Consider the following 13,220-nt stretch of genomic DNA (forward strand, 5'->3'; position numbering starts at 1 on the left):
GTAATGAAACGCAATTTAATAATAGGTATGTTCCTCGCCCTTGCGGCTTGTGCTCCTAAAGAAGATGTAGGAGGAGGAACTAAAGCAGGAGGACAATCGGCAGTACTGCTCCAAAAAGAAGGCAATAAAACCGCCGAATTTTCCTCTCCAGTAGCCCTTTCGGCTCAAGCGAATGAAGTAGGTACTCAAAAAAGTGTAGCCTACCAAGTGCAATTGTTTAAAGAAAACAACAGCAATTTGGCTGCTTATGTTACCTTAGACGATAGCCAAGTAGCCAAATACAACAGTCTATACGGCACCAAATACACCGTGTTGCCCGCTAAATACATTTCGTATACCCAAACTTTGAACATCAAAGCAGGTAATATTCTATCAGACGAAGGAACTGCCAAAGTAACCGTCTCCGATGAATTGAAAGACAATACCGCTTATATGTTTGCCTTACGACTCTTCTCAGTGAGTGGAGCGAGTGTTACCCCTAACACTCAACTGCTAATGGTGAGCTTCGAAAAAGTGAAAGGCCAAATTAAAAACACCTTGGCGGTTACTCGTGATGAGTATTTATCAGTTGATAATGGCAACTCTAATCTAAGCGATATTGGTTCTACTTTTACTTTAGAAGGACTTATCAATGTACAGAAGTTTAGAGGAGGGCCTGGTGATAGTGGTCAAGCAGGCATTTCTACCTTTATGGGTACCGAAGGACAAACCTTATTGCGCTTCGGTGATGCTAGCGTAGCCCCCGATCACTTGCAAGCCAATGGTCAAGATATAGGCGTAAAATTCAAAACTAACCAATGGTATCACATCGCTATAGTAGTCGATGGTAGTAAGACCATCGCTTACATAAATGGCAAAAAAGAAACTGAGTTTAATAGTTCAGGAAGTCTTGGCACTTTCTATATTGGAAAAAGCTATAGCGAAAGTCGTGGTATTGTAGCTCGCTTTAGCGAACTTCGTCTGTGGAATGTGGCGCGTACAGCTACCCAAATAAAAGATGGTATGTACGAAGTAAAAGCTAATGAAAGTGGCTTATACGCTTACTGGAAAATGAGTGAAGTAAAAAACAATAAAATACCTGATGCTTCTGGCAACAACCGCAACCTTATTCTATATGGTCAAGCTAATAAAGACGGTAGACAAACTATCCAGCTACACGAAGAAGAAAAAGGTGTAAAAATAACTGAATAATATGAAAGCAAAATACATCATAGCCAATATAATGATAGGTGCAGCATTGCTGTACGCTTGCGATAAAGACAAAATAGAATTGCCTCAACCCGGGAACAATACTATGAGCAGTCAAGGCAGTGCCTTATATTACAAAACGGCTCCTCAGCAAGAGGAAACTATTCTTACCGCCGATGGTACTTATACTTTTGTAACCAAAATAGGAAAATCTGCCCCCGATGCAGGTGTGGTAACTTTGCTCACCAGCTCTATGGAAAAAATCGTAAAAGATTACAACATCTTCAAAGGAGCATTAGATTACAGTCTACTGCCTTCAGCCAATTATACTTTTGAAGGCGCTACTTATGCCAAAGGTGCTACTGAGGCTGAAGTAAAACTGACTATCAAAAACTTTACTTCTTTAGCGTATGGCGATTACTTGCTTCCTTTGAAAGTAGAGATGGCAGGACAGCAAGTATTCCATTTGGTAAAAGTGCATAAAGATGGAGAATTTTCTGCTCTTAGCGAAACTTCTAAAAAACCTATGCCTCCTGGAACTTATAGTTGCTCTAACCGTAAGGAACCTATGAAAATGGTCGCTTATGTGGAGACTAACGACTGGGACATCCGCAATATGGGTCAGTTTATACTCAAAGATAGCAAAAAACCAGTGTTTGACATAGTCGTGCTTTTTGCCGCCAATATGAACTACGATGCCAAAAAAGGCAAACGCTATTTGTTCTTCAATGACAAGTTGCAACCCATTCTCAAAGACCTCGATAAGTATATCAAACCTTTAAAAGATAGAGGAATTAAAGTAGTAGTAGATATTTTGCCTAACCACCAAGGGGTAGGTTACTATAACTTCCAAAACTATGAAGAAGCCCTTGAGTTTGCTCGTGATTGCAAACAATATGCCGATAAGTACGGTTTTGATGGCTACGATATCGACGAAGAGTGGGCTGAGTACGACAAATTAAAGCAAAAACCTACCAAAGGGAATCAATCTATCTTGTGGTTTATGCGAGCTATGAAGGAAGTAATGCCTAATAAATTGCTTACTTTGTATGACTTTGGACATAATTTATATAACGGTGTAACTGATGAGCACGGAAAAGGAGCTAAAAACTACTTAGATTATAGCTGGTCAGATTATGGCAGTAATCAAACTTCTTTTGTAGGACTTCCTAACGAGAAATATGGCAAAATGTCTGTTAATGCCACCTATGGGACTTATTCTATAAGTTGGGCAACGGAAGCTAACTTAAAAGATTGCTTTGGAATGATGATGATATACAATATCAATGGAAACAGTATAGCAAGTGGACAAGTAACCCAAGACCTAAGTACTGCTACTAAATTATTTTATGGTGAAGAATGTATTTTCTCTGGGAAATACCATAAAGGACATAAAGACAGGTAATACTTAATTACTTTATAAAAAGAAGAGGCTGCCCTTGCATTGGGGGTAGCCTCTTTTTTTTATGTAATGTAACGTCACTTCAATATAAAAAATGCTATTTTTCAATTACTTTTGCGTTGTCACAATCCCTCTTACCTTTGTCATTCGTCTCTCGTCACTCGTCATTACACCCCCTCTCCCAAGGAGAGAGACGAGGTTGGGATTCTTTTTCTTTCGTCTCGAAACCCTGTTTTTAACATTTTTAACCTTGTTATATTGCAGTATGAATCAACAACTTACACACCCTTTCTATACCGATCTTCCAAGATTCGTATAAGCTTCCTATAAGCTCTCTATAAGCTAACCTCACCCATCTAATAGCCTTTTTTCATCAAAAACCCTCCCTTTCCCCTTCCGAACTTCTCCGTTTCCTTCCGATAACTCAGATGTGTCTCTTTTGCGGTATACACTTTGCCAAAGTTTTTGCCTGTGCGGCTCGCACCTTTGGCAAAGTTAATCTCCTATAGTTCAAGCTTGTAACTCGCGCCTCATTTGCTAATTTCCAAATCTGCTAATTTTCTAATTTCTAAATTTCCAAATTAATAAACCCTATTAACCCTATTGTACTATAACTCTAAAAAAAATGAGAAGGAAGTCACAAGGCTGTTGAAAAATGGCACGTTAATTGCTCTTTGGCACATTAATTTATTGTCTTATTGACAGATTAATCATGTTAATATATGAAACATTTAAGTATTGTTATTATCTTTTTTTCGTTATTAGTAAGCCCCATAGTAGGGGCTCAAACTGCTGAATTACCTTTCAAAGGAGGGGAATGGTTACGTTTTAAAGTAAAATATGGTGTATTTAACGCCAGCATTGCTACAATGGCAGTTAATGAAGAGATGTATAATGGCGAAAAGGTGTTTCACGCAGTGGGTAAAGGTGCCACTACTGGTTTGGCACGTATATTTTTCAAAGTAGATGATACTTATGAGAGTTATTTTGGCATAACAGATGGCAAACCAAGACTTTTTATAAGAAATATTTACGAAGGAGGATACACTAAATACCTCAAAATGTATTTTAATCATACCAGCAATAAGGTAAAAATAAATAATGTAGAAAACGGCAATATTACCGAAATAAACTTTCAGCCAGGTTTACAAGATGTAATATCAGCGTTCTACGCACTTCGTCATCACCCTAATATCGAAAATATGAAAGTAGGGGGGCAGATATCTATGGATATGATTTTTGATGATGACGAGGTGTACAAGTTCAAACTAAAACTATTAGGTCGCGAAAAAGTAAAGACACATTTTGGTACGGTTAATACCTTAAAGTTCTGTCCATTAGTACAAGATGGGCGCGTGTTTAAGGAAGAAGAAAGCATCACGATGTGGATTACCGACGACAAGAATAAAGTGCCTGTGAAGCTAAAAGCTTCGTTGCGTGTAGGTTCGTTGGTAGCTGAGCTTGATGGCTTTAATAATCTTAAAAATGACACAAATTTGAAAAAAAAGAAATAATTGTGTAGTTAGTTTATTTTTTTTACGTATATTTGTCGCCTCAAAGCGGAAGTAATCAAAAATAAACAAATATACTATGAAAAACTTGTTTTTAGCAGTCTCTATTTTTCTTGCAACATTATCGTATGGGCAAGATGCGAATGTAAAAAAACTCATCAAACTTGCCGAGAAGGGAGATGTACAAGCACAAACTGAATTAGCTGATGCTTATTTTAAAGGGAAGGGCGTAAGGCGCTCTTATCAGGAAGCCGTAGTATGGCTTGAAAAAGTAGCCGAGACAGGCGATTTAAATGCACAATACCAGTTGGCACAATGCTATTTTAACGGTAAAGGCGTACCAAAATCACCACAAAAAGGAGTGGAATGGCTCACCAAAGTAGCCGATGCGGGTAACCCCGAAGCACAACGTGAGTTGGCACTATGCTACCGCGATGGCAAAGGCGTAGAGCAATCGAAAGAGAAGTATTATGCACTTATAGAGAAGCACGCTGAGAAAGAGAACCCTGAAGTGCAGTTAGACCTTGCTAAGGCGTACCACTCAGGTGAAGGAGTTACTAAAGATGTGAATAAGGCTAAATATTGGGCAGAACAAGCTTCAAAAAACGGCAATTCAGAAGCTGAGATGCTATTAGCTTCTTGGGCGTATGAAATCAATGCATCAAACCCAGAAGCTATAGAGCGATTAACCCAAGTGGCAAATAAAGGCAATACCGAAGCGCAAAGAATGCTTGCCGATGCTTACTTAGAAGGTAAAGGCGTAGAAAAATCGGAAGCTAAAGCTATTGAAATGCTTGAAAAAGCAGCCAAAGGAGGCGATGCTGAAGCAATGTACCAATTAGGAAACTTTTACTTCTATGGCAACAGTCCGCTTATAGGGAAATACTACAAGAAAGCGATTAATTACTATACCCAGGCCGCTAACAAAGGCAATGCAGCAGCACAAGCACAGTTGGCACTTTGTTTCTACAATGGTATAGGCACCAATGCTTCCCCGAAAGATGCTTTCAGTTGGATACTCAAATCAGTAAATACCAATCCTACTCCTAAAGCGCAAAATAACTTAGGGGTATGTTATGCAGTGGGGATAGGAGCACACCCCTCAAACGCACAAGCCTTAGAGTTTTTCCAAAAAGCTGCTGAAGCAGGTGATGTAACAGCGCAATACAACTTAGGAAATATGCTTTTGCAAGAAGGACAGTTAGACGTGAAAAAGGGCTTTGACTACCTTGAGAAAGCAGCTGCGGCTAATCATCTTTTAGCACTTAAGAAATTAGGTGATTTATACTTCAACGGGAAATACACCAATCAATCGTTTGAACGAGCCTTTGAATATTATACTAAGGCTTCTAAACAAACACCTACTCCACAAAAGGAAATGTTAGACTACTTCTACCAAGGACAAGAAGAGGCGTATGCCGATGTGTTATACAATCTTTCACAATGCTATGCCGAAGGTAAAGGAGTAAAGAAATCGATGAGAGAAGCTAGCAAGTGGGCAGTAAAAGCTGCTGGGCTTTCCAATAAATACGCTTTTGATTGGCTTAATAAAATAGTTGAAAAGAATGACCCAAAAGAGAGTCCGGAAGTGATATTGGCAGTAGCTGATGGTTATTTCTATGCTAAAGGGACAAGTAAACAAAATGATAAAGCCTTTCCACTCTATGAAAAATTAGCTAAACAACAAGATAATACCACTGCACAAAAACGTTTGATGGAGTATTATTTTGAAGTAAAGAATCCAGATAAGAACGATGAGAAAGCAGTTTATTGGGCAGAGAGAGTGGCTAAGAAAGGAGATGCTTCTACTCAATTCAGCTTAGGGAAATACTATATGACAATGGTACCCGATGTGAAGCCACAACCGGCAACTCCAGCTCCTAAACCAACGCCTAAGCAAACACCTAAAAAGCCAACAGCTACCACTACGCCTACAGTTGCTGTTACCTCATCACGCAGTATAGAGCCTAATAGTCCTGAAGCCGAAGCACGTGCTGAGTTACTTCGCAGACAAAGAGGGGGCAAGAGTATTTCTTCTGCCAAACAGCAATATGCTGTGAGAGCAAGTACACGACCTGCCGTAGCACAAAACGCTCCGAAAACACCTATGAAACACCTCAATGAAACCAAAGGGGTACATTGGCTTGCTAAAGCAGCTGAACAAAACAATGTGGAAGCGCTTAATGAATTAGGCTCTTATTATTTTGAAAAGCAAAACTTTGGTCAAGCATTGGCTAACTTCCAAAAGTCGGCACAACGTGATTACGCTCAAGGACAATACAACTTAGCTAACTGTTATTACAATGGGAATGGTATAGACCGTTCGTATGAGAAAGCCGCTAATTACTACAAATTATCTGCACGTAAGGATTATGCTCCTGCGCAATTCCGTTTAGGACACTGCTATTATCACGGTGAAGGCATAGAACAATCGGATAGTAGGGCTGCCGATTGGTTTGAACAAGCTTGCGATAACGGTGAGAAGAAAGCTTGCGATATGCTGAAAGTAGTTACCGCTAAAAAGTAAACTCTCCTTTTTCAAATAATAAATGCGGAAAGAGCTGTCTTATTAAGACAGCTCTTTTTGTTATTTTAGCGAGAGTTTGATGTAAGAGAGAAGTAACTATCCAAAGGGATTACTTTGGTAAAGTAGTGTAACCGCAAAAGTGTTTGAATATTAATAAATCGTTACATTGAACTGATATTATTTTACAGTAAGTGCTACGCTGAATATGCCTGCTACTAATATCAATTTAAGCATATTGTGGAGCAATGCATAATGTTTTTGGTCTTTACTTCGCCAAAGAAGACATACAAAAATACATAAATATATAAGCATAAACCATAGAAAATAGGTTAAATTCCCTATGGAAAAGTAATTGAGCAATACGTAAATAGGTAAGACGCACAACACGACGCTTAGGGTAATGAGCTTTTTGGAGAAGGACTCTCCATATACTACGGGTATAGTAGCGTAGTTATGAGCCAAATCTCCTTTAATATTTTGTAAATCTTTAATAAATTCCTTGATAAGGATAAGCAGAAAGATGAGTAGGGCGTGTACGAAAATTATAGCCTCGAAGTTACGGTAATATACAAAGATGGCAAAAAAGGGGATAATAGCCAATACTGCCGAAGTGAGGTTGCCAAAAAATAATAACTTTTTGATACGGTGGGAATAGAGCCACATTGTGAAAATATATCCTGAGAAGAAAATTACTGCTCTGAATGATACATAACTGGCTACAATTACTGAAAGGAAGTTGAGCAAAAAGTAAAGAGTGAGTTTAGTATTTTGACTTACCAGATGGTCTATCATTGTTTTGGTGGGCTTATTGATAAGGTCTTTTTCTTTGTCGTAAAAACCATTGATAATATAGCCCCCTGCGATAGCCAAGGCTCCTGCAATGACGAGCATCAGTAAAGAATCGTCAAAAATTACCTCACGCCAAGGTTTATACGAAAGCACAAAGATAGCAGCTAAATATTGAGCGAGGCATACTATCATTATATTATAACCTCGTACAGCCGAAAAAATCCCGATGAGCTTTAATAAGGTAGTTCTCCTCATTATGCGTATGTTTTGTGCTTGTTAGCCGTTACCTATAGATAGAGAGCCTTTGTCCTACACGAATATTACTGCCCTTGATACGATTCCAGCGTTTGAGATTAGAAACCGTTACACCGTGCCGTGTAGCAATCTTTCCTAAATTATCTCCTTTCTTTACTGTGTATATTGTTTTCTTAGAAGATCTGCCTCCTGCATATTGGTCGCCTTTTACCACTTGAGGGAGAGGTTGCTCACGGTTTGCTTTCTCTTCATTAAGGTAAGCATAGATAGCCTCTTCGTTAGCTACAAACTTACCTATCTCGGAAATAGGTAAGCGCACGGCGTAGTTACGACCTTCAACATAAGGGACAACATCTAATTGATAGGAAGGGTTAAAAAACTGAATATCTTTTACGTCCATACCTGTAATATCGGAAATATCTTTAAAAGATATAGCTTGCTTTACGCGGACAGTATCGGTTTCAAAAACGTGATTAGCGCGCTTTTGAGGTTTGAAGCCGTGTTCTTTGGCATATTCAAAAATATAGAGAGTTGCCAAGAAAGCCGGTACATATCCAGCGGTTTCTCTGGGAAGATAAGGGCGCAAATTCCAATAGTTAGTCTTGCCATTGGAACGGCGAATGGCTTTGGTTACATTACCTGGTCCTGAATTGTAAGCGGCGAGTGTTAAATCCCAGTCACCAAATATTTTATAGAGTTCATTTAGGTATTTTGCAGCTGCTTTGGTAGACCGAATGGGGTCGCTACGCTCATCAACATAGTTATTTACTTCTAAGCCATAACCTTTACCTGTACTGTACATAAACTGCCATAAGCCTGTAGCCCCTGCACGCGAACGAGCCTTAGGGTTTAGAGCCGACTCGATAATGGCTAAATACTTCATCTCCAAAGGGATCTTTTGATTACTCATCTCTTGTTCAAACATCGGGAAATAATAATCACTAAGAGTCATTAGGCGCTCTAAAGAAGAACGGCGATTTTTGAGGAACGACTTGATTACCTGTTCCAAGATAGGATTATACTCTACATTGAAAGGAGTTTTCTGGTTAAGTTTCTCTAATCGTTTTTTGAGGACTTCAGTAGGAAGTTCGTCGTAGGTTACATCGGTGGGGGTAGTAGCAATATCTTCACTCATTTGCTCGAATAAATCAGAATTAGAGAGTTCTTTTAGCCATTTTTCATCGTATTTTCTTGCCTTAGGGTTGTCGTTTAGTTTGCGAAGAGCTTCGCGTTTGTTGTTAGCAATAGTTTGATTGATGGTATCTTTGGAGAACGAGCTCTGTGCTTCAACGGATAAACTACCGATTAAAAAACAAAAAAGAGTTCCCAATGTATATTTTTTAAGTGTCATATTATTGTTGAGTGTTTTTTAACTTAGATTTAGCAAGGGGACAAAGTTATTAAAAATATTGAAATGCAACAAATATATAGTTATTTTTTTCAAAATCCTCACTGAATTGATACCAAAAGTGTGCCAAGATTTGTTTGTTTTGTGTAGAGGTGTTTTTTAGATAAGAGGTAACTTATACAAAACTTATGTTAATTAGCATTAGTGATTTTATATTTGATACCAAAAGAAGAAAAGCGTATTACTTTGTTATAAAAAGTTTGTCAGTTTAAAAAAAAGTATTACCTTTGCCCGCAGAAATCCTCAGAGAGACTATTTGAGGATTTTTTATTTTTATATAAATATAACAACATTAAAAGGATATTATGAAGAAAGTATCATATTACACTGCTGAAGGGCTGAAAAAGCTTCGTGATGAGCTCAATCAGCTGAAAGATGTGGAGCGCCCTCGTGCTTCTCAAGCTATTGCTGAGGCACGTGACAAAGGAGACCTTTCAGAAAACGCTGAGTACGACGCTGCTAAAGAAGCGCAAGGTTTATTGGAAATGAAGATTGCCAAACTTGAAGAATTGGTAGCTAATGCTCGCATTATCGATGAATCACAACTTGATGTGAGCAAAGTGCTTGTGCTCTCTACCGTAAAGTTGAAAAATCTGGCTAACAAGATGGAGATTACTTATACCCTTGTAGCAGAAAGTGAAGCCGACCTAAAAGCAGGGAAAATATCGGTAAGTTCTCCTATTGGCAAAGGGCTCTTGGGCAAATCAGTAGGTGAAATAGCTGAGATTAAGGTACCTAATGGCACTCTTAAATTGGAGATTTTAGAAATAAGTAGATAAACAATTGAGAATTAACAATTAAAATTATGAGTATTTTTACAAAAATTATCAATGGGGAAATTCCTTGCTACAAAGTAGCGGAAGACGATGAGTTTATCGCTTTTTTCGATATTAATCCTAATGCCAAAGGGCATACCCTTTGTGTGCCTAAACAAGAAATTAGCTATATTTTTGATATGGATGACGACCATTACTTGCGCTTGATGGCTTTCTCAAAACGTGTAGCCAAAGCTCTTAAAAAGGTAGTGCCTTGCGAGCGTATAGGCGTAGCAGTTGTAGGTCTTGAAGTGCCTCACGTACACGTGCACCTCATTCCTATCAGCGAGATGAAGGAAATGACTTTCCAACACAAAGTAAAACTTACTGATGAAGAGTTTAAAGCGCTTGCGCAGAAAGTAAGAGAAGCGTTTTAGCCTTAAAGAAGACAATACAAAAAAGGCTATCAACAATTACAATAAGTTGTTGATAGCCTTTTTTGTTGTAACACGACAAGCAATTAAGACAATAATCCGTCCAATGCATCGGTGTAAGTCTTTTTAGGAGCTACTCCCACTTGGCGACCTACTACCTCTCCATTTTGAAATACCAATACGGTAGGGATATTGCGAATGCCATATTTAGCAGCAAATTCTTGGTTGTTATCCACATCTACTTTGCCTACTACTACTCTACCTTCGTATTCTTTAGATATTTCTTCTACAACGGGAGCGAGCATACGGCAAGGTCCACACCACACTGCCCAAAAGTCTACTAATACAGGCTGGGTACTTTTAAGCACCAAGTCTTCAAAATTTCCATCTGTTATTTCTAATGCCATACTAATATGTTTTTATATTGTAATTAAATTTGAGGCAAAGATACAAACTTTATTAAAAATACAAAACCTCACGGTAATAGTTTTTTGTTATACTACTATAACGTTTGTTATCTGCGCACTGATTGTAGGAACTCTGATAGTTTCTTTTTACCAGATGGGAAAGTAAATTTGGCTTGCAACTGGTAATAGTTTTGAGGGTCGACTACATTAGGATAGGCTTCTTGTGCGATGATGAATTTATTGTCGTCAAAAGAAAGTTCTTCCATCAGTTCACCTATTTGCTCAGTGGTAAACGATACGATATTCTTTTGGGCACGGAAGAAAGCCAGCTTATCTTTATCGAAAGTTTCGTCCTTGTACATCTTAAAGAAGTTATTAAAATCACCTTGACGCATCATAGGAGCACCTCCATAGCCTCCGCCGTATGAGCGATTCCACACATCATTCCATTGACGACCGTGATAGGAGGGCTGATTGTTGTTCAAGCTAATTTCGTCTAACAAATAGAGTCCTTCGCGTGAAAAGAAGTCCATTATCATACGGGTGTTGTTACGGGGATTGATAGTTACTCGATAAATGAGCGTACGTCCTTGCCAAATGCTGAGTGGTTGAGGGTTAGCTGTTACGTCGAAGAAGCGGTACATACCGGTAGTACTGGTGATTTCTTGGTCGCCTATACTCACTGTAAAGCGGTCGCGTTCAGGAATGCGGATAAAGACTTCGGCATAACCGCCGTTATAGTCGTATTCCCAATCGATATTTACTGAGATACCACCACGCCCAATGACAGCGCGCGCTTGTTTGTTTGGGTGGTATTCGTTTTGCAACAAACGACCTGCTGAGCCTACTTCTTGTGCCCAGCTTACTGAGGTTAAAACCCCTAAGCAAAGTAATAATAACTTTTTCATAAGTGTATGTAGATTAAAAAGCCTCCGAACCCCCGAAGGGGGACAATCCGCAAAAGCGATAAATGTTTTAAAATCTCGCACGGATTTCACAGATTTCACGGATTCTTCGGCAATAAATTTAAGTAAATAACATATTAATTCACGGATTTCTCACCTAAAGGTGAGGGATTTTACGGAATTTATGACTTTACATCTTCTTATAGTAAATAGCGAATTTCGTGCCAAAGTCGTAGCACGACAGGCAAGTTGTAGCACAACAAGCAATTTAAAACTTTGGTAAAGTTTGCCACGAACTTCCTTCCTTGGAAAAATACAAAAATCACAGATTTACTTTTTTGGATAATATTAAATTATTAACTTTGCCACAAAATTAGGGACAGAATGAATTTATTAATTTATATTATTGCTTATCCTATTGTTTGGGGGATTTCGCGATTGCCTTTTTGGCTTCTTTACGGAGTATCGGATTTCTTTTATTTTATACTTTATACTCTATTGAAATACAGGGTGAAAGTGGTACGCAAGAACCTCCATACGGCTTTTCCTTTTAAAACAGAAGCGGAACTTAGAACGATAGAACGCAAATTTTACCATCACTTTTGTGATACTTTATTAGAAATGGTGAAATCATACGGAATGAGTGAAAAAGAGATGAAGAAGCGTATGGTGTATCCTAATCTTGAAGTGCTCAAAAAGTATGAAGGAGAGGAGCGTAATATCCTCATTATGTGCAGTCATTATGCGAGTTATGAGTGGTTGTTGTCTTTGGCTTATTTTCTTGAACACAAGTCGTATGCGCTTTATACTCCGCTGAGCAATAAGTATTTTGACAGATTGTTACAAAAAATACGAATGAAACACCACAGTTACCTTTTGCCTCGCTATACGGCGCATAGAGAAATGAAAAAACACAAAGATGCGCACGGGGTGTATTGCTATGGTTTTGCCTCTGACCAGATTCCTAATAATAAGAAGAACTATCGGCGTCCGTTTTTAGGGCTTAATGTGCCTGTATTTACAGGGGCGGAACGCTTGGGAAAGGCACTCAATACGGTGATTGTATTTGCTAAAATAGAAAAAGTAAAGCGCGGTTATTACCAAACTACCTTTGAAGTATTGGCGGAAAATCCTACTGAATACGTGGATTTTCAGATTACGGATATGTTTTTTGAACGTATCAACAGGCAGATTTACGACAAACCAGAGTTTTACCTGTGGACGCATAATAGGTTTAAGAGAATGCAATAAGAGTTGGAAAATGAGAAAATGAGGAAATTAGCAAATGAGGAAATGAGGTGCGAGCCGCACGGACTATTAACTTTAGCAAAGTTTGAGATGAAAAAGCGATGAGTTGGGAGTGTTAGGAATATCCGGAAGATATCGAAGAAGTTCGAAAGGAGGAAGAGAGGGATTTTGGTGAAAAAAGGCTGTAAGAAGGGTGGGGTTAGCTTATAGAGAGCTTATAGGAAGCTTATACGAATCTTGGACGATTGGTATAGAAAGGGTGTATAAGTGGTTGATTCATACTATAATACAACAGCATTAAAAATGTTAAAAACGGGGTTTCGAGGCGAAAGAAAGAGGAAGAGGTAATAGGCCTTAGGCCATAGGCACTAGGGAAAAGTATGAAGGAAAA

General features: G+C 38.6%; 11 protein-coding genes. 7 read left to right on the forward strand and 4 right to left on the reverse strand.

Features of this window, described 5'->3' with window-relative positions:
- Positions 1 to 3: 3 nt before the first annotated feature.
- From HMPREF1528_RS06180 to HMPREF1528_RS06195, 4 genes are all read left to right on the forward strand, one after another.
- The gene (locus HMPREF1528_RS06180; RefSeq protein WP_016479066.1) at positions 4 to 1,191 is read left to right on the forward strand and encodes a DUF1735 and LamG domain-containing protein; all 1,188 of its coding nucleotides are present in this window, start codon (positions 4 to 6) and stop codon (positions 1,189 to 1,191) included.
- A 1-nt stretch (position 1,192) separates the two neighbouring features.
- Complete coding sequence (locus tag HMPREF1528_RS06185) at positions 1,193 to 2,593, forward strand: BT_3987 domain-containing protein (RefSeq protein ID WP_016479067.1); 1,401 nt, start codon at positions 1,193 to 1,195, stop codon at positions 2,591 to 2,593.
- A 719-nt stretch (positions 2,594 to 3,312) separates the two neighbouring features.
- Positions 3,313 to 4,104 carry a DUF3108 domain-containing protein gene (locus tag HMPREF1528_RS06190; RefSeq protein WP_002673370.1) on the forward strand — a complete coding sequence of 264 codons (792 nt, stop codon included), beginning with the start codon at positions 3,313 to 3,315 and terminating at the stop codon, positions 4,102 to 4,104.
- Positions 4,105 to 4,180: 76 nt separating this feature from the next.
- A complete protein-coding gene (locus HMPREF1528_RS06195) occupies positions 4,181 to 6,628 on the forward strand; it encodes a tetratricopeptide repeat protein (protein WP_016479068.1) in 2,448 nt (815 codons plus the stop codon).
- A gap of 177 nt (positions 6,629 to 6,805) precedes the next feature.
- Here HMPREF1528_RS06195 and HMPREF1528_RS06200 read toward each other — a convergent pair whose 3' ends face one another.
- Together HMPREF1528_RS06200 and HMPREF1528_RS06205 are read right to left on the reverse strand one after the other, a co-directional pair.
- Complete coding sequence (locus HMPREF1528_RS06200; RefSeq protein ID WP_034567920.1) at positions 6,806 to 7,672, reverse strand: geranylgeranylglycerol-phosphate geranylgeranyltransferase; 867 nt, start codon at positions 7,670 to 7,672, stop codon at positions 6,806 to 6,808.
- A 28-nt stretch (positions 7,673 to 7,700) separates the two neighbouring features.
- Positions 7,701 to 9,023 (reverse strand): lytic transglycosylase domain-containing protein, encoded by a 1,323-nt coding sequence (locus HMPREF1528_RS06205; RefSeq protein WP_009410097.1) that lies wholly within the window; start codon positions 9,021 to 9,023, stop codon positions 7,701 to 7,703.
- Positions 9,024 to 9,385: 362 nt separating this feature from the next.
- Between HMPREF1528_RS06205 and greA the strand changes: the two genes are divergently transcribed.
- Positions 9,386 to 9,859, forward strand: coding sequence for a transcription elongation factor GreA (gene greA / locus HMPREF1528_RS06210; RefSeq protein WP_002673366.1), 474 nt, complete (start codon positions 9,386 to 9,388; stop codon positions 9,857 to 9,859).
- 26 nt (positions 9,860 to 9,885) lie between these two features.
- Positions 9,886 to 10,272, forward strand: a complete 387-nt coding sequence (locus HMPREF1528_RS06215) for an HIT family protein (RefSeq protein WP_016479070.1) — start codon at positions 9,886 to 9,888, stop codon at positions 10,270 to 10,272.
- Between the two features lie 83 nt (positions 10,273 to 10,355).
- Here the strand turns inward: HMPREF1528_RS06215 and trxA are convergent, their stop codons facing one another.
- Together trxA and HMPREF1528_RS06225 are read right to left on the reverse strand one after the other, a co-directional pair.
- Positions 10,356 to 10,676, reverse strand: coding sequence for a thioredoxin (trxA, locus tag HMPREF1528_RS06220; RefSeq protein WP_002673363.1), 321 nt, complete (start codon positions 10,674 to 10,676; stop codon positions 10,356 to 10,358).
- A 107-nt stretch (positions 10,677 to 10,783) separates the two neighbouring features.
- Positions 10,784 to 11,584 (reverse strand): DUF4476 domain-containing protein, encoded by an 801-nt coding sequence (locus HMPREF1528_RS06225; RefSeq protein ID WP_009417940.1) that lies wholly within the window; start codon positions 11,582 to 11,584, stop codon positions 10,784 to 10,786.
- 381 nt (positions 11,585 to 11,965) lie between these two features.
- On the opposite strand from HMPREF1528_RS06225, the gene HMPREF1528_RS06230 reads away from it, so the two are divergent.
- Positions 11,966 to 12,832, forward strand: coding sequence for a lysophospholipid acyltransferase family protein (locus HMPREF1528_RS06230; protein ID WP_016479071.1), 867 nt, complete (start codon positions 11,966 to 11,968; stop codon positions 12,830 to 12,832).
- Positions 12,833 to 13,220 lie beyond the last annotated feature (388 nt).

Source organism: Capnocytophaga sp. oral taxon 336 str. F0502 (assembly GCF_000411575.1).
Lineage (GTDB): Bacteria > Bacteroidota > Bacteroidia > Flavobacteriales > Flavobacteriaceae > Capnocytophaga > Capnocytophaga ochracea.

What these genes read in the sequence shown, in the direction of transcription:
- HMPREF1528_RS06205 (WP_009410097.1), bottom strand. Translation starts at nt 9,023, where the DNA reads ATGACACTTAAAAAATATACATTGGGAACTCTTTTTTGTTTTTTAATC.
- HMPREF1528_RS06230 (WP_016479071.1), top strand. Translation starts at nt 11,966, where the DNA reads ATGAATTTATTAATTTATATTATTGCTTATCCTATTGTTTGGGGGATT.
- HMPREF1528_RS06225 (WP_009417940.1), bottom strand. Translation starts at nt 11,584, where the DNA reads ATGAAAAAGTTATTATTACTTTGCTTAGGGGTTTTAACCTCAGTAAGC.
- HMPREF1528_RS06215 (WP_016479070.1), top strand. Translation starts at nt 9,886, where the DNA reads ATGAGTATTTTTACAAAAATTATCAATGGGGAAATTCCTTGCTACAAA.
- trxA (WP_002673363.1), bottom strand. Translation starts at nt 10,676, where the DNA reads ATGGCATTAGAAATAACAGATGGAAATTTTGAAGACTTGGTGCTTAAA.
- HMPREF1528_RS06185 (WP_016479067.1), top strand. Translation starts at nt 1,193, where the DNA reads ATGAAAGCAAAATACATCATAGCCAATATAATGATAGGTGCAGCATTG.
- HMPREF1528_RS06200 (WP_034567920.1), bottom strand. Translation starts at nt 7,672, where the DNA reads ATGAGGAGAACTACCTTATTAAAGCTCATCGGGATTTTTTCGGCTGTA.
- HMPREF1528_RS06190 (WP_002673370.1), top strand. Translation starts at nt 3,313, where the DNA reads ATGAAACATTTAAGTATTGTTATTATCTTTTTTTCGTTATTAGTAAGC.
- HMPREF1528_RS06195 (WP_016479068.1), top strand. Translation starts at nt 4,181, where the DNA reads ATGAAAAACTTGTTTTTAGCAGTCTCTATTTTTCTTGCAACATTATCG.
- greA (WP_002673366.1), top strand. Translation starts at nt 9,386, where the DNA reads ATGAAGAAAGTATCATATTACACTGCTGAAGGGCTGAAAAAGCTTCGT.
- HMPREF1528_RS06180 (WP_016479066.1), top strand. Translation starts at nt 4, where the DNA reads ATGAAACGCAATTTAATAATAGGTATGTTCCTCGCCCTTGCGGCTTGT.